Origin of the sequence: Aeromonas sp. 600774 (assembly GCF_049175075.1) — a bacterium.
Lineage (GTDB): Bacteria > Pseudomonadota > Gammaproteobacteria > Enterobacterales > Aeromonadaceae > Aeromonas > Aeromonas veronii_A.
Map to the genome: position 1 here is coordinate 128,983 of NZ_JAAKUJ010000013.1, position 20,426 is coordinate 149,408.

Annotated in this window: 21 protein-coding genes; 13 read left to right on the forward strand and 8 right to left on the reverse strand. The window is 60.6% G+C overall.

Features of this window, described 5'->3' with window-relative positions; translation table 11 throughout:
* Nucleotides 1-128 precede the first annotated feature (128 nt).
* The 3 genes from G5171_RS15315 to G5171_RS15325 are packed head-to-tail and all read left to right on the forward strand — an operon-like array spanning nucleotide 129 to nucleotide 3,082.
* Entirely contained in the window at nucleotides 129-638 is a 510-nt protein-coding gene (locus tag G5171_RS15315; RefSeq protein WP_005340649.1) for a gluconokinase, read from the forward strand.
* On the forward strand, nucleotides 635-2,431 hold the full coding sequence (gene edd, locus G5171_RS15320) for a phosphogluconate dehydratase (RefSeq protein WP_421251047.1): 1,797 nt from the start codon (nucleotides 635-637) through the stop codon (nucleotides 2,429-2,431). The genes G5171_RS15315 and edd overlap by 4 nt, the downstream gene beginning before the upstream one ends.
* 9 nt (nucleotides 2,432-2,440) lie before the next feature.
* Nucleotides 2,441-3,082: a bifunctional 4-hydroxy-2-oxoglutarate aldolase/2-dehydro-3-deoxy-phosphogluconate aldolase gene (locus G5171_RS15325; RefSeq protein ID WP_005342660.1), complete on the forward strand. Its 642-nt coding sequence runs from the start codon at nucleotides 2,441-2,443 to the stop codon at nucleotides 3,080-3,082.
* A gap of 84 nt (nucleotides 3,083-3,166) precedes the next feature.
* Here G5171_RS15325 and G5171_RS15330 read toward each other — a convergent pair whose 3' ends face one another.
* Nucleotides 3,167-4,174: a substrate-binding domain-containing protein gene (locus G5171_RS15330; protein WP_043821541.1), complete on the reverse strand. Its 1,008-nt coding sequence runs from the start codon at nucleotides 4,172-4,174 to the stop codon at nucleotides 3,167-3,169.
* A gap of 89 nt (nucleotides 4,175-4,263) precedes the next feature.
* Here G5171_RS15330 and G5171_RS15335 point away from each other — a divergent pair, with 89 nt between their 5' ends.
* The gene (locus tag G5171_RS15335; protein ID WP_005340643.1) at nucleotides 4,264-4,914 is read left to right on the forward strand and encodes a Qnr family pentapeptide repeat protein; all 651 of its coding nucleotides are present in this window, start codon (nucleotides 4,264-4,266) and stop codon (nucleotides 4,912-4,914) included.
* Between the two features lie 133 nt (nucleotides 4,915-5,047).
* Here the strand turns inward: G5171_RS15335 and envC are convergent, their stop codons facing one another.
* Nucleotides 5,048-6,400 (reverse strand): murein hydrolase activator EnvC, encoded by a 1,353-nt coding sequence (envC, locus tag G5171_RS15340; protein ID WP_421251048.1) that lies wholly within the window; start codon nucleotides 6,398-6,400, stop codon nucleotides 5,048-5,050.
* A gap of 9 nt (nucleotides 6,401-6,409) precedes the next feature.
* On the reverse strand, nucleotides 6,410-7,939 hold the full coding sequence (gene gpmM, locus G5171_RS15345) for a 2,3-bisphosphoglycerate-independent phosphoglycerate mutase (protein WP_421251049.1): 1,530 nt from the start codon (nucleotides 7,937-7,939) through the stop codon (nucleotides 6,410-6,412).
* Nucleotides 7,940-8,185: 246 nt separating this feature from the next.
* Here gpmM and G5171_RS15350 point away from each other — a divergent pair, with 246 nt between their 5' ends.
* From G5171_RS15350 to gpsA, 3 genes are read left to right on the forward strand one after another with little or no spacing between them, the layout of a single operon-like run.
* On the forward strand, nucleotides 8,186-8,617 hold the full coding sequence (locus G5171_RS15350; protein WP_139473071.1) for a rhodanese-like domain-containing protein: 432 nt from the start codon (nucleotides 8,186-8,188) through the stop codon (nucleotides 8,615-8,617).
* A 50-nt stretch (nucleotides 8,618-8,667) separates the two neighbouring features.
* Entirely contained in the window at nucleotides 8,668-9,138 is a 471-nt protein-coding gene (secB, locus tag G5171_RS15355; RefSeq protein WP_042054222.1) for a protein-export chaperone SecB, read from the forward strand.
* Between the two features lie 2 nt (nucleotides 9,139-9,140).
* Complete coding sequence (gene gpsA / locus G5171_RS15360) at nucleotides 9,141-10,145, forward strand: NAD(P)H-dependent glycerol-3-phosphate dehydrogenase (protein ID WP_005356865.1); 1,005 nt, start codon at nucleotides 9,141-9,143, stop codon at nucleotides 10,143-10,145.
* A 69-nt stretch (nucleotides 10,146-10,214) separates the two neighbouring features.
* Here the strand turns inward: gpsA and nfuA are convergent, their stop codons facing one another.
* Entirely contained in the window at nucleotides 10,215-10,793 is a 579-nt protein-coding gene (gene nfuA / locus G5171_RS15365; protein WP_005340636.1) for a Fe-S biogenesis protein NfuA, read from the reverse strand.
* 80 nt (nucleotides 10,794-10,873) lie between these two features.
* Nucleotides 10,874-11,602, reverse strand: a complete 729-nt coding sequence (locus G5171_RS15370) for a ComF family protein (RefSeq protein WP_042054221.1) — start codon at nucleotides 11,600-11,602, stop codon at nucleotides 10,874-10,876.
* Nucleotides 11,603-11,640: 38 nt separating this feature from the next.
* Here G5171_RS15370 and bioH point away from each other — a divergent pair, with 38 nt between their 5' ends.
* The 4 genes from bioH (at nucleotide 11,641) to G5171_RS15390 (ending at nucleotide 13,844) form a co-directional block, all read left to right on the forward strand.
* Nucleotides 11,641-12,405 carry a pimeloyl-ACP methyl ester esterase BioH gene (gene bioH / locus G5171_RS15375; protein ID WP_042054220.1) on the forward strand — a complete coding sequence of 255 codons (765 nt, stop codon included), beginning with the start codon at nucleotides 11,641-11,643 and terminating at the stop codon, nucleotides 12,403-12,405.
* Between the two features lie 71 nt (nucleotides 12,406-12,476).
* Nucleotides 12,477-12,710, forward strand: coding sequence for a flagellar hook protein FlgE (locus G5171_RS15380; RefSeq protein WP_042054219.1), 234 nt, complete (start codon nucleotides 12,477-12,479; stop codon nucleotides 12,708-12,710).
* Between the two features lies 1 nt (nucleotide 12,711).
* A complete protein-coding gene (locus G5171_RS15385; RefSeq protein WP_204384907.1) occupies nucleotides 12,712-13,479 on the forward strand; it encodes a putative metalloprotease CJM1_0395 family protein in 768 nt (255 codons plus the stop codon).
* 86 nt (nucleotides 13,480-13,565) lie between these two features.
* On the forward strand, nucleotides 13,566-13,844 hold the full coding sequence (locus G5171_RS15390; RefSeq protein WP_204384908.1) for a hypothetical protein: 279 nt from the start codon (nucleotides 13,566-13,568) through the stop codon (nucleotides 13,842-13,844).
* A 70-nt stretch (nucleotides 13,845-13,914) separates the two neighbouring features.
* On the opposite strand, the gene G5171_RS15395 is transcribed toward G5171_RS15390, so the two are convergent.
* Together G5171_RS15395 and greB are read right to left on the reverse strand one after the other, a co-directional pair.
* Nucleotides 13,915-16,224 (reverse strand): Tex family protein, encoded by a 2,310-nt coding sequence (locus tag G5171_RS15395; RefSeq protein WP_421260396.1) that lies wholly within the window; start codon nucleotides 16,222-16,224, stop codon nucleotides 13,915-13,917.
* Between the two features lie 202 nt (nucleotides 16,225-16,426).
* Nucleotides 16,427-16,900, reverse strand: a complete 474-nt coding sequence (gene greB / locus G5171_RS15400) for a transcription elongation factor GreB (protein WP_164535835.1) — start codon at nucleotides 16,898-16,900, stop codon at nucleotides 16,427-16,429.
* Nucleotides 16,901-17,148: 248 nt separating this feature from the next.
* Between greB and ompR the strand changes: the two genes are divergently transcribed.
* Nucleotides 17,149-17,871, forward strand: coding sequence for a two-component system response regulator OmpR (ompR, locus tag G5171_RS15405; protein WP_005340625.1), 723 nt, complete (start codon nucleotides 17,149-17,151; stop codon nucleotides 17,869-17,871).
* The gene (gene envZ / locus G5171_RS15410) at nucleotides 17,868-19,178 is read left to right on the forward strand and encodes a two-component system sensor histidine kinase EnvZ (RefSeq protein WP_216979699.1); all 1,311 of its coding nucleotides are present in this window, start codon (nucleotides 17,868-17,870) and stop codon (nucleotides 19,176-19,178) included. Before ompR ends, envZ begins: the two co-directional genes overlap by 4 nt.
* A 37-nt stretch (nucleotides 19,179-19,215) precedes the next feature.
* Here the strand turns inward: envZ and G5171_RS15415 are convergent, their stop codons facing one another.
* A complete protein-coding gene (locus tag G5171_RS15415) occupies nucleotides 19,216-20,130 on the reverse strand; it encodes a DMT family transporter (protein WP_421251051.1) in 915 nt (304 codons plus the stop codon).
* Between the last annotated feature and the right edge of the window lie 296 nt (nucleotides 20,131-20,426).

Consider the following 20,426-nt stretch of genomic DNA (forward strand, 5'->3'; position numbering starts at 1 on the left):
CTATGGGTTTGCTCAGTCTGTGGCAGACTTCACATTTTCAATCGTTACCGGTAACATGTTACCGGTAACGTGTTAGATTAGAACCCATCAACAGCTGGTTTTTTGAAAAGTGGGACAGAGGTCAAATTATGGCGGGTAAGTGCATTATCGTGATGGGTGTGTGTGGTAGCGGCAAATCCAGCGTGGGTCTGAAAGTGGCCGAAGCGCTGGGCGCCAAGTTTATCGATGGTGATGACCTGCACCCCAAGGCCAACATCCAGAAGATGGCTGGCGGCAACCCCCTCAACGATGAGGATCGTGCCCCCTGGCTGGAGCGGATCCGCGACGCCGCCTACAGTCTCGAGCAGAAGAACGAGACCGGCATCATTGTCTGTTCCGCCCTCAAAAAGAAGTACCGCGACCAGATCCGCGAAGGCAACGAGTCGGTCAGCTTCATTTTCCTCGATGGCAGCCAGCCGCTGATCCTCGAGCGGATGCGTGCCCGCAAGGGCCACTTCATGCGTGAAAGCATGGTACAAAGTCAGTTCGATACTCTGGAGCGCCCGGATGGCGAAGCCGGTGTATTCCACATTGATATAGACGGCACCTTCGAACAGGTGGTTGACCGCGCCGTCACAGCATTGGAGCAAGCCCAATGATTCATAAGGTAATTTCCGACGTCACTGCCCGCATCCGCGAGCGCAGTGCCGCCCGCCGTCAGGCCTTTATGGCCCGCATCCAGCGTCAGGCCGAGCAAGGCAAGACCCGCGCCGCACTGGCCTGCGGCAACCTGGCCCACGCCGTGGCCGCCTGCAGCAGTGACGAGAAGGGTCGCATCCTCGACATGACCCGTGCCAACGTCGGTATCGTCACCGCCTACAACGACATGCTGAGTGCCCATCAGCCCTATCAGGGCTATCCGGATATCATCAAGGGCGCGCTGGCCGAACTGGGCCACAGTGCTCAGGTCGCCGGCGGCGTGCCCGCCATGTGCGATGGCGTAACCCAGGGGCAGCCGGGGATGGACATGTCCCTCTTCTCCCGCGACCTGATCGCCCAGGCGACCGCGCTGTCGCTCTCTCACAACACCTTCGACGCCACCCTGCTGCTCGGCATCTGCGACAAGATCGCTCCGGGCCAGATCATGGGGGCCCTCTCCCACGCTCACCTGCCGACTGCATTTGTGCCTGCCGGCCCGATGGCGAGCGGCATCAGCAACGACGAGAAGGTGAAGGTGCGTCAGAAGTACGCCGCCGGTGAAGTGGGTCGCGATGCCCTGCTGGAGATGGAGTGCGGCGCCTACCATGCGGCGGGCACCTGCACCTTCTACGGCACCGCCAACACCAACCAGCTGGTATTCGAGGCCATGGGCCTGATGCTGCCGGGCTCCGCCTTTGTGCACCCGCATAGCGAGCTGCGCCATGCCCTGACCATTGAGGCGGCCCGCCGTATCAGCGCCATGATCCCGGGTTCCCCGGCCTATCGCCCCCTGAGCGAGGTGCTGGACGAGCGCTCGCTGGTCAACGGACTGGTGGCCCTGCTCGCCTCCGGCGGCAGTACCAACCACAGCATCCACATGGTGGCGCTGGCCCGCGCCGCCGGTCTGGTGCTGACCTGGGATGACATCAGCGATCTCTCCGATGTGGTGCCGCTGCTGGTTCGCATGTATCCGAACGGCCCGGCCGACGTGAACGCCTTCGAACAAGCAGGCGGCGTGCCCGGCCTGATGCGCCGTCTGGCGCAAGAGGGGCTGATCCACATGGACGCCACTCCAGTCTTTGGCGAGATGCAGGATTACCTCAGCCGTCCGGCACTGGTCGATGGCCAGCTGGTATGGCAGCCGGTGGGCGAGAGCGGCGATGCGAGCGTGCTTTCACCTTCCGGCAGCGTGTTCCAGGCCACCGGCGGCACCAAGCTGCTGGCGGGCAATCTGGGCCGCGCCGTGGTCAAGGTCTCCGCCGTGGCTCCCGAGTATCGGGTGATTGAAGCCCCAGCGCGGGTCTTCTCCTCCCAGCATGCGGTGGAAGCGGCCTACAAGGCGGGCGATCTCAATCAGGATGCCGTGATCGTGGTGCGCCACAATGGACCGGCCGCCAACGGTATGCCGGAGCTGCACAAGCTGATGCCGGTGCTCGGCAACCTGCAGAAGGCGGGTTACAAGGTGGCGCTGGTCACCGATGGCCGTCTCTCCGGTGCCTCCGGCAAGATCCCAGCCGCCATCCACGTCACCCCGGAAGCGCTGCACGGCGGGGCCATTGGCCTGCTGGCCGACGGCGATCTGCTGCGGGTTGATGCGGTAAACGGCAGCCTCGACTGCCTGACCGATTTGAGTGGCCGTACCCAGGCCGAGATTGACCTCACTCTGGAACAAGAGGGGTGGGGCCGTGAACTGTTCAGCGTGATGCGTCGCGCGGTATCGAGCGCCGAGTGTGGCGCCACCATCTTTGACTAAGGAAGAGCTATGCAGAACTGGAAAGTGACCCCGGCCGAGGTGTTTGCCGCCTCCCCGCTGGTACCCGTGATGGTTATCAACGAGCTGGATCAAGCCCTGCCGATGGCCAAGGCGCTGCTCGACGGCGGCATCTCTGTCTTCGAAATCACCCTGCGCACCCCGGTGGCGCTCGATGCCATCGCCCTCATTGCCAAGGCGATGCCGGATGCCATGGTCGGTGCTGGTACCGTGCTCAACTGCGAGCAGTTTGACGCAGCCGTTGCCGCCGGTGCCCGCTTCGTCATCTCCCCGGGGATGACGCCGGCCCTGCTGGCTCACGCGGCCAAGAGCACCGCGCCGCTGATCCCGGGTGTGGCAACTCCGTCTGAAGTGATGCAGGCGCTGGAAGCGGGCTATGACCACCTGAAGTTCTTCCCGGCCGAAGCGAACGGCGGCACCAAGGCGCTCTCCGCCATTGCCGCGCCGCTGCCCCAGGTGAAGTTCTGCCCGACCGGCGGTATCGGCCCGAAAAACGTGGCCGACTATCTGGCGCTCAAATGCGTGGCCACTGTCGGCGGCTCCTGGATGCTGCCGGCCGATGCGGTCAAGAGCGGCAACTGGGAAGAGGTGACCCGCCTCTCCCGCGAAGCGGTTGAGCTGGTAAAACGCTAAGCATCAGTTGTGCCGAAAACCAAACAGGCCACCCTCGGGTGGCCTGTTTGCTATCAGCGTGACTTAAGTGGGTGAGGGAAGGGATTACCCCAGACTCTCCCCGACATAGAGGGAGAAGCCGATATCCTTGCGGGTGTCGGGTTGGGATTGGCCGCTGAGACGAGCCAGCAGCATGGTGGCCGCCTCCCGACCGATCGCTTCCCGCGGGGTGGCGATACTGGCCAGTTTGGGGGTCATGGCGTGGCCGATGTCGAGAGCGTTGCAACCGGCGATGGCGATCTGCTGGGGCACCGGGATCCACTTGGCCTGACACTGCAGCAGAGCACCCACCGCCAGGTCATCGTTGGTGCAGAACAGGCCGTCGAGGTCGGGATAGCGTACCAGCGCCTGATCCAGCAGCTCGCCCCCCAGAGTGAAGCTGGAGGATTGTTCGGTCAGCAGATGCTGGCCGGTGAGGCCGAAGTCGGTCATCGCCTGATAGTAACCCTCCATCCGCAGCTGGGTGCGCACGTCGAGCCGCGCCCCCAGATAGACCACCTTGCGTCGGCCCCGGCGCAGCATCTCTGTTACCATGGCCCGGGCCGCGGCTCTATGGTCCATGCCGACCACCATATCGATGGGGGTTTGCGGCAGATCCATGGTCTCCACCACCGGAATGCCGGCGGTGGCGATCATCTTGCGAGTGCGCTCTGTGTGCTGGCTGTCGGAGAGGATGAGGCCATCCACATGGTAGGAGAGTAGGGACGCGACCTGCTCCTCCTCCCGCTCCGGACTGTAGCCGTAGTGGGCCAGCAGGGTCTGGTAGCCGGCCGGTCGGGTCACCGACTCGATGCCGTGGATCACCGCCGAGAATACTTGGTTGGAAAGTGAGGGGATCAGGATGCCGATCGCCTTGCTGGTCGCGTTGGAGAGAATATCCGGCGCCCGATTGGGGATATAACCCAGCTCTTCCACTACAGCTGCGATCCGCTCGCGGGTCCCCTCCGCCACGGTCTGCGGGTCGCGCAGATAGCGGCTGACAGTCATCTTGGTCACGCCGGTCTGGTCGGCGATATCTTGCAGGGTGGGGCGGCGCTTGCGGGTGGGGCTCATAGGGGTGTCCAGCGTGGATGTTACATGTAACATTACCGTTTTTGGCGGATAAAGTCAGCATATGAAGCCGTTTTGGCAGGAGTTTTCCGATGATCAGAGGCAAGCAGTTTGTGGATGTCCGGTTCGAGCAACAGGATGTGGAGGGGGAGCAGTTCTCGGAGTGCCGCTTTATCGGCTGCAACTTCTCCTGGCTGGATCTGAGCGATAGCCGCTTCATCGACTGCAGCTTCTACGATCGGGAGAGCGAACGGGGCTGCCTGTTGCAGGGTTGCGATCTGCGCGAGGCCAGCTTTCTACGCTGCGATCTCACCATGGCCGATTGCAGCCGCAGCCAGTGTCTGGGGTTGGAGATGCGCGACTGTCAGGCGGTCGGTATTAACTTCAGCCATGCCAGCTTCGCCAACCAGATCACCGCCAAAAGCTACTTCTGCGAGGCCCATCTGACCGGCAACAACTTCAGCTATGCCAGCTTCGAGGGCTGCCTGCTGGAGAAGTGCGAGCTGACCGGCAACCGTTGGCAGGGGGCCAACCTGTTTGGTGCCTCGCTGGCGGGTTCCGATCTCAGCGGCTCCGAGTTTGGCCAGATTGACTGGACCAGCTTCAAGCTGCAGGGCTGCGATCTGCGCCAGTGCGATCTGCCAGGGCTGGATCTGCGCCGGGTCGATCTGCAGGGAGTACAGATCAACGAGGATCAGCAGCAGACATTGCTGGAGCAGATAGGTCTGGTTGTCTTCCCCTGAGTCGAGCAAAAAAATAGGTAATTTTTCATCAAATGGGAGTGACAGCGGGTTGCTGTACTCCTGAAACGACAAAAGCCTGCGTGATGCAGGCTTTTGCTAGTGAGCGTGTGATGCGTTTGTCGGCCGGGTTGACTCAACCCTTGGCCAGCCATTTGGTCGGGTTGATGGCCTCGCCCTGATAGCGAATTTCGAAGTAGAGGCCCGGTCTGTCCTGGCCACCACTGTCACCGACCAGTGCCACTGGTTCACCCTGTTCCACATTCTGGCCAACCTGACGCAGCAGCGACTGATTGTGACCGTAGAGGCTCATGTAGCCCTTACCGTGATCGATTACCAGCAGCATACCGAAGCCGTCGAGCCAGTCGGCGTAAACCACTTGTCCCGGTGCGACCGCCTTTACCTGGGTTCCTTCGCTGGCGCCGATCAGGGTTCCTTTCCACTTGAGCTGGGCGGTGCGCGGCGAGCCGTAGGCGATGAGGATCGGCCCCTGTACCGGCCAGCGCAGGCTGCCATTGGTCTTGAGCCCGCTGTAGTAACCTGCGGTCCCAATCCCAGAGCCTCGCTCCGGTTTGGTACTGGACATCTCTTCGACCGGTTCTGCCGGTTTGACGGTTTTGTTCTGCTGGGCGGCAAGTCGTTGTTGCTCGGCGCGGCGCTGCTCGGCCAGCTTGCGCTGACGTTCCTGTTCCGCTTTCAGCTTGGCCAGCCGTTCCCGTTCGGCCCGTTCGCGGCGCTCCTGCTCTTCCCGCTGGCGGCGCAGCTCCTCCAGCCGCGCTTTCAGCGCCTTCTCCGCCTTGACCAGCTTGGAGAGCTTCTGCTCGTCATCCTGTACCGACTGCTGCAACTGGTTGCGCACCTTGGCCCGGCTCTGCTGGCTGGCCAGCAGGGCCTGGTGATGCTCCTGCTGTTCGGCAAGCAGGGTCTGCAGTCTGGTTTCGGTCTCTTTGGTTGCTTGCTGGTTTTTCGCCAGCTTGTCACGGGTGGCGCGCAGGGCGTCGATGGCCTCGATGCGGGCCTTGTTGAGGTAGTCGTAGTAGTCGAGCGAGCGGCTCAGTTTGGCCGGATCTTGCTGATTTAGCAGCAGTTTGAGGTAGTCGTGGTTGCCCGCCTGAAAGGCGCTTTCCGCCTGCTTGGCCAGCAACTGCTTTTGATGTTTGGCTTGAGCTTCCAGCGCCAGCTTGTCTTTTTGCAGGGTCGCCAGCTTCTGCTGGTTCTGCTTCAACTGCTGCTTGGTCTGGTTGAGTTTGGCGGCGGCGGCCGAGATGGCCTGCTCGTCAGCCTTGAGCTGGGTATTGAGCTTGGCAAGCTCCTGCTTGCTGAGCTTGATGGTCTTCTGTTGCTCTTTGATCTGGGACTGCATGGTGCCCAGCTGCTGATTGGCGGCCAAAGCCGATTTGCTGGCGCCAAACAACAGGCAAAAAAACAGCGCGCCGGCCAACAGGCCGACGCGACTGGTTTTCTGTGAAATAACTTCGCATCCCCGCATGGGGAAGGATTATTTCAGAATCATCAGGGGCTTGCCAGTCATTTCCGGCGGCACCGGCAGACCCATCAGGGTCAGCATGGTGGGGGCCAGATCGGACAGTTTGCCACCTTCAACTACCTCGGCTTTGCGACCGAAATAGATGAGAGGAACCGGCAGATTGGTGTGGGCGGTGTGGGCCTGACCAGTCTCTTCGTCCAGCATCTTCTCGGCGTTGCCGTGGTCGGCAGTGATCAGGCACTCGCCACCCACTTCGGCTAGGGCGTCGGTCACACGGCCGATGCAGTGGTCAACGGCTTCACAGGCTTTGACGGCGGCATCGAACACACCGGTGTGGCCAACCATGTCGCCATTCGGGTAGTTACAGATGATGACGTCGTACTTGCCGCTCTTGATGGCAGCAACCAGCTTGTCGGTCAGCTCTTCGGAGCTCATCTCCGGCTGCAGGTCATAGGTAGCCACTTTCGGGCTGGCGACGATTTCGCGATCTTCGCCGGTGAAGCAGGACTCTTCGCCACCGTTGAAGAAGAAGGTGACGTGAGCGTACTTCTCAGTTTCGGAGATGCGCAGCTGGGTCTTGCCCTGCTTGGCCAGCCACTCACCCAGGGTGTTGACCAGAGCGGTCGGCGGGTAGGCACAGGCAGTTTTGATGTCGGCCGCGTATTCGGTCAGCATCACGAAGTTCAGCTTCGGCTCGACTGCACGGGCGAAGCCGGTGAAGTCGGTGTCAACGAAGGCGCGGGTGATTTCACGGGCACGGTCGGCACGGAAGTTCATGAAAATCAGTGCATCACCATCTTCCATCGGTGCAGCTTCGCCGATGCGGGTGGCTTTGACGAACTCGTCGTTCTCGTCGCGGGCATAGGCGGCAGCCAGTGCGTCGGTGGCGCTCTCGGCGGTGAATTCGCCCTTGCCCTGAGTCATCAGGTCATAGGCCTGCTGCACGCGATCCCAGCGGTTGTCACGGTCCATGGCGAAGTAACGACCGATCATGGAGGCGAAACGACCCTTGCCCAGCTTGGCGAAGAGGGCGTCGAACAGCTCGATGGAGGACTGGGCGGAGCGCGGCGGAACGTCACGGCCATCCAGGAAGGCGTGCAGGTAGATCTTCTCGGCGCCACGCTTGGCCGCCATTTCGATCATGCCCATGATGTGCTCTTCGTGGCTGTGTACGCCACCTGGGGACATCAGGCCCATGATGTGAACGGCTTTGCCGTTGGTGACGGCAGCGTCAACTGCCTTGGCCAGCTCGACGTTCTGGAAGAATTCGCCGTCCTGGATGTCTTTGGAGATGCGGGTCAGCTCCTGATAGACGATGCGACCGGCACCGATGTTGACGTGACCCACTTCGGAGTTGCCCATCTGGCCATCCGGCAGACCGACGTCCAGGCCGGAGCCGGAGATCAGGGTGCTGGTGTAGTCACGGGCCAGACGATCGAGGTTGGGAGTCTTGGCGGCAGCGACGGCGTTGTGCTCTTGCTTGGTGCTGTAGCCCCAACCGTCCATGATGACCAGAACCAAAGGTTTCTTAGCTGTTGACATAAGACTATGTCCTCTCGGATTGGAAAAAATGCGGGAAATGAAACTAGCGTAATATTACTACATCTGCCGAAATAGTCACCTGATAGCCAAGGGGCGCTCCCGCGGCCCCGCAAGCCATGCCCTTCCTGCCATGCTCGCTGCCCAAAGATGATGGGAGCCTGCTCGCGCTTTGCCGCCAAGATGGCTGATCTTATCAATACCCCCATGTATACTCGGGCCCTTGTCTTGGTCCCTGGATAGTAGAAGATGCAAGAGTATTTGGATTTTGCGGCCCGTAACCCGCTGCTGACCGCAGCCTGGTTGGGCCTGGCTGGCACCCTGGTTTACACCACTGTGCGTGCCCGTTTTTCTCCGGTAAAAACCGTCAACAATCACACCGCCACCCTGCTGATCAACCGCGAGAATGCCACCGTGGTGGATATTCGCAGTCAGGAAGAGTACGCCAAGGGCCATCTGGCCGGTGCCCAGCACCTGCCGCTGACCCAGATCCAGAGCAATAATCTGGGCCCGGTTGAAAAGCATAAAGATGCCCCCATCATAGTGGTGTGCGAGTCGGGAATGACTGCGGGCGGCGCGGGCCGTCAGCTGAGCAAAGCTGGCTTCAAGCAGGTTTATGTGCTCGGCGGTGGCATGGCCCAATGGCGTGCAGAAAATCTGCCGGTAACCAAGAAACGCTGATTTAAGCAGGGCCTGAGCCCACTTATCCATATAACAAGGAATCAAACGAAATGGCTGACGAGATCAACAACCAGGAAGTACAACCGGAATTCCACATCCAGCGTGTTTACACCAAGGATGTCTCTTTCGAAGCGCCGAACACCCCGCACATCTTCCAGAAAGAGTGGCAGCCGGACGTCAAGCTGGATATGGATACCAAGACCAACATCCTAGCTGAGAGCGTGTACGAGGTTGTCCTGACCCTGACCGTGACTTGCAAACTGGAAACCGAAACTGCCTTCCTGTGCGAAGTACAGCAAGCCGGTATCTTCACCATCGGCAACCTGCCGGAGCCGCAACTGGCTCACTGCCTGGCTGCCTTCTGCCCGAACATCCTGTTCCCGTATGCCCGCGAAGCCGTGGCCAACATGGTGAGCAAGGGGTCCTTCCCGCAGCTGAACCTGGCACCGGTCAACTTCGATGCCCTGTTTGCCCAGCACATGGCGCAAGCACAGGCCCAGCAGGCGACTGCGGAAGCCTGATAATGGCTGACCAGATCGCTATCTCGGTCTTGGGGGCGGGGTCTTATGGCTCCGCCCTTGCCATTTCTCTGGCGCGCAACGGTCATCCGACCCTGCTGTGGGGTCACGACCCCGCCCATGTCGCCGAGCTGGAACAAGACCGCTGCAACAAGGCGTTTTTGCCTGATGTCCCTTTTCCTGCCGATCTGCAGCTGACTGCGGATCTGCAACGTGCGGTACAAGCTGCTCCCGTGCTGCTGCTGGTCGTGCCAAGCCATGTCTTTGGTGATGTGCTGACCCGGATCAAACCCTTCCTGCGCCCCGATACCCGTATCGCCTGGGCCACCAAGGGTCTGGAGCCGGACAGTGGCCGTCTGCTGCAGGACGTGGCCCGTGAAGTGCTGGGTGACGAGATACCGCTGGCGGTGATCTCCGGTCCCACCTTCGCCAAGGAGCTGGCTGCCGGTCTGCCGACCGCCATCTCGGTCGCCTCGACTCACGATGAGTTCGCCGACGATCTCTCCCATCTGCTGCACTGTGGCCGCTCGTTCCGGGTCTATACCAATCCGGACTTCGTCGGTCTGCAGCTGGGCGGGGCGGTGAAGAACGTCATCGCCATCGGTGCCGGTCTTTCCGATGGGCTAGGGTTTGGTGCCAATGCCAGAACCGCGCTCATCACCCGGGGTCTGGTGGAGATGCAGCGTCTGGGCGCGGCGCTGGGTGCCGATGCCAAAACCTTTATGGGGATGGCGGGGCTCGGGGATCTGGTGCTCACCTGTACCGACAACCAGTCGCGCAACCGTCGCTTCGGGCTGGCCCTCGGGGCAGGCAAGGATGTGAACACCGCCATGACCGAGATCGGTCAGGTGGTGGAGGGGTATCGCAACACCAAAGAGGTGCATCTGCTGGCGGCCCGCTGCGGCGTCGAGATGCCCATCTGCGAGCAGATCTTCAAGGTGCTCTACGAGGGTAAGAACCCGAAAGAGGCGGCCATCGCCCTGCTGTCGCGAGACAAGAAGGACGAGTAATCTGCCGATTGTCCATGCAAAAGGCCCCGCCAGATGGCGGGGCCTTTTCTTTGCTGCAAGGGCTGCAAATCAGTAGTAGGAGTGGTCGCCGCGCTGGTGCTCGGTGGCGTCTTTCACACCGTTGAGCTCACCCGGGAACTTCTCTAGCAGCTGCTTCTCGATCCCCTCTTTCAGGGTGTAATCGACCATGGAGCAACCGTTGCAACCACCGCCAAACTGCAGGATGGCCAGTTTGTCTTCAGTCAGCTCGACCAGGGTGACTTTGCCACCGTGACCGGCCAGCATGGGGTTCACTTCGGACATCAACACGTACTCGATGCGCTCGATCAGCGGCGCGTCATCGGCCACTTTACGCATCTTGGCGTTCGGTGCTTTCAGGGTGAGCTGGGAGCCCATCTGATCGGTCACGAAGTCGATGGTGGCATCCACCAGGAAGGGGGCGCTCAGGGGATCGACCATGCAGTCGAAGCCGCTGAAGGGCAGGTGTTGATCTTCCGGGTCCACGGCATCGGGCGGGCAATACGATACGCCACACTCGGCATTCTGGGTTCCCGGATTGACCACAAACACCCGGATATTGGTGCCATCAGGCTGTTTTTCCAGCAGTTTACGGAAATGGGCCTGGGCGGCGTCGGAAATGCTGATCATCACTATCCTCATAAACCTGAGTGTACGACTAGGGTATTCATGATAACGCGGTTATTAATGCTTGGGTAGCATGCCGATGGCTACTTGCTGTGCCGAAGGGTACGACAGATTGCCCACACTTCTACCTTTGTGATGCCGCTCTCATGGAGCAAACGGCTGAGCTGACCGGCGGTGGCGCCTGTGGTCACAACGTCATCGAGCAGGGCAACATGGCGATAGTGGTGGGGGCGGATCCGGAATGCCCCGCGCAGATTGCGCCGTCGCAGCCCGGCGCTGAGAGTTGTTTGCTGTGGGGTTGCCTTAATGCGCTGCAACAGGGTGTTGTCGCAGGGAATGCCGGTGAGCTCGCCAAGGGTGTGCGCGATCTCCTCCGCCTGATTGAAACCGCGCCGCCACTGTCGCCACCAGTGCAGGGGAACAGGAATGATCGCCTCCGGCGGCTCGCGGCCATCCAGATGATCGGCCAAGAGGCGTGCCAGTAGCGGCGCCAGCAGGATCTGGCCGGAATATTTGAGCCGGGGGATCAGCATGGGGTAGGGGGTTTGGTAGTCGCCGATCACCTGCAGCCGCTCCCAGGGGGGAGGTCTGCGCTGGCAGCGGCCGCAGACCGGTATGCTCTCTTTTATATAGTCAGCCAGCGGTGCGGCGCAGAGGCGGCATCTTGGCTCTGATTGGTGCAACGCCTGCCGACACCAGCTGCAGAGCAGGGGCTCGTTGTCACAAGGCTGATGACAGAGCAGGCAGCTCCCTTGCCAGTCGGCGTGGCTGCCGAGCAGTGGGCTTGCTTTAGCGAGCAGTCGCTTTAACATGCTGATCCCAAGAGCATGAACAGGGATCTTTAGTCTAGATGAGCATATCGGTAGAGCAGTTTGGCCAGGGGCCCGATCTGGTGCTGTTGCACGGTTGGGGGATGAATGGTGCGGTCTGGCATGGCATTGCCCAACAGTTGGCGTCCCACTATCGGGTTCATCTGGTGGATTTGCCCGGTTTTGGCAACAGCCCGCTGGCAGACGAGGTGGATTACAGCCTGCCCTGGCTTGCCGAGCAGGTGGCTGCCATCATGCCGCAGAAGTGCCATCTGCTTGGTTGGTCGCTCGGGGGGCTGGTGGCAAGCCAGTTGGCGCTGATGCATCCCGATCGGCTGCACTCCCTGATCACCGTGGCCAGCTCCCCTTGTTTTATGGCCCGCGACGAGTGGCCGGGTATCGCCCCCAAGGTACTGACCGGCTTCAACCAGATGCTGGCGGGGGATTTTCGCCAGACCATAGAGCGCTTTCTGGCGATCCAGGCGATGGGCAGCGAACATGCCCGGGACGATATCCGTCAGTTGCGCCACTGGCTGGCCGAGCGGCCGGCGCCCGAGTTTGCCGCACTCGAGGCTGGACTGACACTGTTGGCCGAGATTGACCTGCGCGAACCGCTGCAGGAGCTCGATCTGCCCTGGTTGCGGATCTATGGGCGACTGGATTCATTGGTACCCAAGGCGGCCATTCCCCTGCTGGATGATCTCTACCCTGCCAGCCGCAGCGTGACCCTCAATAAGGCCTCACACGCACCTTTTATCTCCCACCCTGACGAATTCATTGAAATCGTTCGAGATTTTGTTGGATAAAAAATAGTCAATAAGCTTCATTAATCCTCTGGTCTGGCGGATAATTAAGCTGTGACCAGAGGAGTAACATCATGCGTATTGATTCTGCTTTCAACAGCGGGGTACAGGGATTTCAGCGAGCCGAGCAGATTGCCGACAAGGCATCCAATCAGATCGCCCGTCTCAACACCCCCAGCGGGGATCAGGTGCAAGTGACCGATGAGCTCGTCAATCTCAAGGTGGCCGAGCTGCAGGCTGGCGCTTCCGCCAAGGTAGTGCAGACCGCCAGCGATATGATGGGAACCCTGATCGACATCCGAGTGTGAGATGAACATCAATGTCAGTCTGCCCCCCCTTATTCCGACACAGCTGCAACCTCAGGTGGAAGCAGCGAGGACGGATAATCGCCGGGCAGAACTGATCCCGCAGGCCCGGGCGGGCCAAGCCTCCGTTGCCGAATCTGAAGTCGGCTCCCAGAAAGAGAAATCCAAAGCCGGTCAGGCCTCCAGCAATCAGAGCTCCCAGAACAGCCGTGAAACCGGGCAACCGGCGCCGACGACACTGCCAGACAATCGCTTTGTCGAGGCCACCGGTGAGGATGGGCAGCGCAAGCAGCAAGATCCCAAACAGCAGGAGCAGCAACAGCGGCAAGAGCAGCAGGTTCAGGATCTTGTCGAGCGTGACAAGGAGGTGCGCACTCACGAGCAGGCTCACCAGTCTGCGGGTGGAGAGTACGCCAGCTCGCCCACCTATCAGTTTACGCAAGGGCCGGATGGCAAGCGTTATGCTACGGGTGGCGAAGTCCAGATCGATACCAGTGTCGTACCCGGTGACCCTGCGGCTACCATCGCCAAGATGCAGCAGATCCGCTCTGCAGCGCTGGCGCCTGCCGAGCCTTCCGCGCAGGATTTGGCCGTTGCACGCAGCGCCGCCGCGAGTGAAGCCAAGGCGCGCAAAGAGCTGATGGCCGAGCAGAGCGCGAAATCGGGCGGTGTGCTGAGTGCCTATATGGACAAGCGCAACAGCGTCATCGCGGGCCACTATCAACAGGCTGTCAGCCCGGCCTCGACCCAGTCCCTCAGTCTGCATATCTGAATCCCCCCTCACCAAACTTTCAGCTGCTTTGCCTGTTTTGCAACTAACCTGAAGATCAGGCCCATTCCAATTTCACAGGAGCTGTCATGCATTTCGATGAAGTCAAAGCGGAAGATTTCGCCACCTTCTCCCGTGTACCGCCCCCCCACCTGCAGATGGAGCAGTTTCTGATGCAGCTCGGGGGAGGGGGAACTGAAGGAACCAGTTTCAAGAAGAAAGTGATGCTGGCGGCTGGCTGGAGCCACACCGGTGTCGTCTCTTACGGCAAATATCCGCAAGAGGCCTGCAAGGCATTCAACCGACTGCGGGAGGTGCTGGCCCAGCATGGAGAGCCCGAGAGCATTCTTGCTGCCCTGACGCAGTGATCCTGAGCTTCGCGTGTAAAAAAGCCCCTTGCGGGGCTTTTTGCATTCAGAGGACTTCTGGAAGGCTTCGCTACTTTTTCGCTTTGGAGAGCGCTGCCGCGAAGGCGTTGCCCATGGCACCACCCATAGGGGGGCTTTGGCGCGGCTCATTTCTTGGTTTGGTGTTGCCAGCACTGCTGTTGCGCGCTTCAGCCGGCTTGCGGGCGGGTTGCCCTGCCTTTTCGTCGAGGCGCATGGTCAGACTGATCCGCTTGCGCGGGGCGTCCACTTCCAGCACCTTGACCCGCACAATGTCGCCCGCCTTGACCACCTCACGGGGATCCTTGACGAAACGGTCGGTCAGGGAGGAGATGTGCACCAGACCGTCCTGATGAACACCGATATCGACGAAGGCGCCGAAGTTGGTGACGTTGGTGACTACACCTTCCAGTACCATCTCTGGCACCAGGTCGCTGATCTGCTCCACCCCTTCCTTGAAGGTCGCGGTTATGAACTCGGGGCGCGGGTCGCGGCCCGGCTTGTCCAGCTCGCCGATGATGTCGGTGACGGTGGGCACACCGAATTGCTCATCGGTGTAATCGGCCGGTTTCAGGCTGCGCAGCAGGCTGCTGTTGCCGAGCAGGCTCTCCACTGTCTGCTCCAGCTTGGCGAGGATCCGCTCCACCACCGGATAGGACTCGGGGTGCACCGCCGAGCTGTCGAGGGGATTGCTGCCGCCGCGAATGCGCAGGAAGCCGGCGCACTGTTCGAAGGCTTTGGGGCCGAGTCGGCTCACTTTCAGCAACTGCTGACGGCTCTTGAAAGCGCCGTGCTCATCCCGATAGGCGACGATGTTCTGGGCCAGCGTCTGGGAGAGGCCGGAAACCCGGTTGAGCAGGGCGACCGAGGCGGTGTTCACATCGACCCCGACCGCGTTCACGCAATCCTCAACCACGGCATCCAGCCGACGGGCCAGCTGGCTCTGGCCGACGTCGTGCTGATACTGGCCGACCCCGATACTCTTGGGATCGATCTTGACCAGTTCGGCCAGCGGGTCTTGCAGGCGGCGGGCGATGGAGACGGCGCCACGGATCGAGACGTCGAGATCCGGGAACTCCTGAGAGGCGAGCTCGGAGGCGGAGTAGACAGAGGCCCCTGCTTCGCTGACTACTATCTTCTGCGCCTTGGCGGCGGGGTAGCGCTCGAACAGGTCGCTGACCAGCCGGTCGGTCTCCCGCGAAGCGGTACCGTTGCCGATGCTGATGAGCTCGACCTTGTGTTTCTGGCACAACTCGCTCAGGGTCTTGAGGCTCTGATCAATCTGGCGTTTCGGTTCGAACGGATAGATGGTGGCGTGATCGACCAGCTTGCCGGTGGCATCCACCACGGCAACCTTGACCCCGGTGCGGATGCCCGGATCCAGCCCCATGGTGCAGCGCATGCCGGCCGGGGCCGCCATCAGCAGATCCTTGAGGTTCATGGCGAACACCTTGATTGCCTCCTCCTCTGCCGATTCGCGGATGCGACCGATCAGCTCTGTCTCCATCTGAAGCGACAACTTGATCTTCCAGGTCCAGCTCACCACCCCTTGCAGCCACTTGTCGGCCGGGCGGTTCTGCAGATTGAGCTTGAGGTGGTGGGCAATGATCCCTTCGCAGGGGCTGGCACTCTCGTCGTCACCGGTGACCAGCGCCAGATTGAGGAGCCCCTCATTGCGGCCGCGCAACATGGCCAGCACCCGGTGGGAGGGGGCCTTGTGCAGTGGTTCGTCGTGTTCGAAGTAATCCTTGAACTTTGCCCCTTCCTGCTCCTTGCCTGCCACCACGCGGGCGCGCAGGGTGGCATTCTGCCACAGGTAGTCCCGCAGCTTCTCCAGCAGGTCGGCCTGCTCGGCGAAGCGCTCCATCAGGATATAGCGGGCGCCGTCGAGGGCCGCTTTGCTGTCGGCAATGCCCTGTTCGGGATTGAGGAAGGTGGCTGCAGCTTGCTCGGGATCCTGCATCGGGTCGCTGAGCAGCAGGTTGGCAAGCGGCTCCAACCCGGCTTCGATCGCCATCTGCCCCTTGGTGCGGCGCTTGGGCTTGTAGGGGAGGTAGAGGTCTTCCAGTCGGGTCTTGCTGTCGGCGCCGTTCAACTCGCGGGCCAACTCGGGGGTCAGCTTGCCCTGCTCTTCGATGGAGCGAATGATCACCTGACGGCGATCTTCCAGTTCACGCAGATAGCCGAGGCGGCTCTCCAGAGTACGTAGCTGGCTGTCGTCCAGACCGCCGGTCACCTCTTTACGGTAACGGGCGATAAAGGGCACGGTCGAGCCTTCATCCAGCAGGCGCACTGCGGCCTGCACCTGCTCCGGGCGAGCATTGAGCTCACCGGCAATCTGTCTCTCTATGGTTTGCATCATGATGTTGTTGAGGGCCTCTGTGGTCGAGTCCGCGCCATCAGGCGCCAAGTGTGAGCACTATATGGGGTCGTGTTGCGGGATGCCACCCTGCGCCGGGGTCTGCACCAGTCAGACTGATAAAGTCGCAGGGGAGGGCGTTTATCTTGCCATTGCACCTGTGACTCAGGATGTGCCTGTGGCAAGCAGGTCGCCAGCAGTCCGACTATTTGGGGTAGCTGATCTCGTTGATATACCAGCAGACGTCACCAACTGGCGTATGGACTATGGCTTCATCCCCGACCTCTTTCTTGAGCAGGGCGCGGGCCATGGGGGAGTCGATGGAGATGTAATCCTTGCGCTCGAAGATCTCGTCATAGCCGACGATGCGAAAGCGTTTGGTCTCGCCCTCTTCGTTTTCCACCTCGACCCAGGCGCCGAAGAAGACCTTGCCCTCCTGCGCGGGGGCATAGTCGACGATCCCCAGCTCTTCGAGGCATTTGCGCAGGTAGCGCACCCGCCGGTCGATCTCCCGCAGCCGCTTCTTGTTGTACTGGTAGTCGGCATTTTCGCTGCGATCCCCCAGACTGGCGGCCCATGCCACCTTCCTGGTGACCTCGGGGCGCTCCTGGCGCCAGAGGAAATCGAGCTCTTCTTTCAGCTTGTTGTAGCCTTCGCGGGTGATCAGCTTTGTCTTCATGGTGATGCGGACCTGTCAAAGAGGGGTATTCATCGCTAACTGCTCGGGAATATTAGCTTTTGTCCTCTTGCTGTCGAGGGAAATCGTGATGGCTCGGCTGGCGCCATTCAGGGAGTCGCTGGCCAGCGCAGTGACTTGATGGCCGTCACGCTCTCGGGACGGGTAATAACCGGTAACATATTTGTGCTTTGCTCCCGCTATATCCCCCCCTAGTATTGGGGGCAGCTAAAGAATGAAGAGGCAAAGCAATGAGTCAGCAGCAATACAAGGTCCTGGTCGTGGACGATGACCTGAAATTACGTTCCCTGTTGGAGCGCTATCTCACCGAGCAGGGCTTCGTAGTGCGCGGTGTGGCCAATGGCGAGCAGGCCGATCGCTTGCTGACTCGTGAAAACTTCAGCCTGATGGTGCTCGACCTGATGTTGCCGGGGGAGGATGGGCTCTCCATCTGCCGCCGTCTGCGGGAAGCGGGTAACCAGATCCCGGTGCTGATGCTCACCGCCAAGGGGGATGAAGTGGATCGCATCGTCGGGCTCGAGATGGGGGCCGATGACTATCTGCCCAAGCCGTTCAACCCCCGCGAACTGCTAGCGCGGATCCGTGCCGTGCTGCGCCGTCATACCGTCGAGTTGCCCGGGGCCCCCTCGGCTGCAGAGAAGGTGGTCAACTTCGGGGCCTTCCAGCTCAATCTCGCGACCCGCGAGCTGAGCCGGGATGGCGAGCCTATGGCGCTCACCAGCGGTGAGTTTGCGGTGCTCAAGGTGCTGGTCAGCCATCCGCGTGAACCGCTCTCCCGCGACAAGCTGATGAATCTGGCCCGTGGCCGCGAATACACCGCCACCGAGCGCAGCATCGACGTGCAGGTCTCTCGTCTGCGCCGCCTGCTGGAGCAGGATCCGGCCCAGCCCCGCTACCTGCAGACCGTCTGGGGTCTGGGGTATGTGTTCGTGCCAGATGGTGACGGTGCATGAAAAAGGTCGGCAGCATGTTCTCGCGCATGCTCTGGTTTCTGGCCGCCGTTCTGGTGGTCTATCAAGCAGTCTCCTACGTCACCTTCTACAACTATCTGCTGGCGCCAACCGTCAAGCAGATCAGTCACTTGCTGGCCAATCAGGTCAAGCTGATCTTTCCGGTCAACACTGAACAACTGGCGCTGAGCGAAGATGCCGAGGCGCTGGTCTATGTGACAACCGGTACCGACATCTATACCCAGAGCGAGGCGGTGCAGCATGGCTTCAACGATGCCAAGCCGTACCCCTATCTGGAGGAGAACATCAGTCGCGAACTGGGTGGCCCGGCCAAGGTGCGGGTCGAGATCCAGGATCACTACATCATCTGGATCCAGCCGCCGCAGGCCAGCAAAATCTGGGTGCGGATCCCGCTGACCGAGATTGAAGATGACGATATCGAACCCCTCATTATCTATCTGAGCGTGCTGCTGGTGATCACCCTGTTTGCGGCCTGGCGCTTTGCCCGCCAGCTGGTGCGCCCGCTCGAGGATCTCGAGGCTGGCGCGGTTGCCGTGGCCAAGGGACATTTCCCCGAGGCGCTGGGAGAGTTGGGGTCTCGGGAGGTACGGCGGCTGACCCGCACCTTCAACCATATGTCCCACTCCATCAAGAGCCTGATCGAAGAGCGTAACCTGATGATGGCGGGGGTTTCCCATGACCTGCGCACCCCGCTGACCCGTATCCGGCTGGCTACCGAGATGATGTCCTCCGGTGACGAATATCTCAAGGAGAGCATCAACTCAGATATTGATGAGTCCAATGCCATCATCGATCAGTTCATCGACTACATCCGCCCGGATGAGGGGCAGGCTCCGGTACCTGTCGATCTGACCCAGCTGGTGCACGATACCCTGTTGATCTATTCGGAGCAGGGGCTGGACGTCGATCTAGCGCTGCCACAAGAGGCAGTGCGGGTGGCTTGCAATCCGGTCAGCATCCGGCGGGTGCTGAACAACCTCTCAAGCAACTCGCTACGCTATGGGGCGAGCAGGTTGCATGCCGAATTGAAGGACGATGGGCACTGGGTGCGTCTGCGCCTCTCCGATGATGGCCCCGGCATCCCCGAGCAGGACTATTCCCGGGTACTGAAACCATTTACTCAGGGGAATATCGCCCGCACTGTCGGTGGCAGTGGCTTGGGGTTGGCAATTGTGGCCAAAATTGTCGCCCAGCACCACGGTACTATCCGGTTGGGGAGCTCGGAGCTCGGCGGCTTGCTGGTCGAGATGCGGCTGCCGAAACATCAGCCACAGGAGTGGATGGATTGAGAGAAGGGCGTATCCGTGGATACGCCCTTCTGCATGGTCAGCTCTTTGTCTCGGCTGATGCACGATAGCGTTTGCCGTACTTGAGCTGCTGGATCAGCAGGGCGGCAACGATGAGCGCCAACCCGATGGGGGTGGCCGGATGGATGGCTTCGCCGATCAACAGGTTGAGCAGCACCAGTGAGGCAAACGGCGAGATGAAGATGAGGTTGCTGATGGGGGCCGTGTTGGTGGCATGGCGCAGGGCCATCAGCCAGAGCACGAAACCGAAACCCATCTCGAACAGTCCCACATAGATGGCACCAGCCCATCCCTGCCAGGCGGTCATGGCAAAATCGGAGAGCAACCAGGTCGCCACGACGATAAAAGGCAGGCTGATCATAAAGCCGAGCAACAGGCTGACGATGGGATCCCCCTGATTGCGGGTGTTGAGGATCCAGTAGCTGGCCCAGATGAGGGTCGAGACCAGCGCTAACGTTACGCCGAGGGGGCTGTCGAACTGCAGGCCGAATACATCCCCTCTGGTGGCGATCACCAGTGCGCCAAAGTAGCCGAGCACGATGGCGACGCCATCACGCCGACGCAGCTTCTGGCCGAGGAAGGGGACGGCCAGCAGAGTGAGGGTGATGGCCCAGGTGTAGTTGAGGGTCTGTGCCTGCTGGGCAGGCAGCAGGTCATAGGCTTTGAACAGCAACAGGTAATAGAGAAAGGGGTTCAGCACACCCAGAGTCAAGTAGTAGAAAGGACGGGCCTTGATGTAGCTCCCCAGCAGCGGCAGTTTGCCCTGTTTGGCGACGACGGCTGTCAGCGTGAGAGTTGAGGTGAAGGCGGCCACAAGCAACAGTTGCACGGGTTCGAAATAGGCGAGGGAGATCTTGAAGGCTGTGGCGACCGTCGACCAGAGGGCAACGGCGCAAAGGCCATACTGATAGGCTTTCTTTTGATCTTGGAGCATGGGATGTCGTTCCACTGACGGAGGCAAGCGCACAGTCTACCAGTCTGCTTGTAACATTGTCGTTACCTGGGTGTTGGTAGCAGAGTGCGTTGCCGCAGGCGAGATCCATCTGTTACATAAAACTGCGCATAATCTGTTCGCTCTCCCTTGCGCAAATTTGAAAAATCCGTATAATCCCCTCCGCTTACCCATGAGGTAAGCCAGACGATATGTCTGTTGCTGAGTTTACTGCTTGCAGAGACCAGCCATACAGTCCTCCCGATATGGGGGGAAACGTGAAAAATCGCACCTCTGGC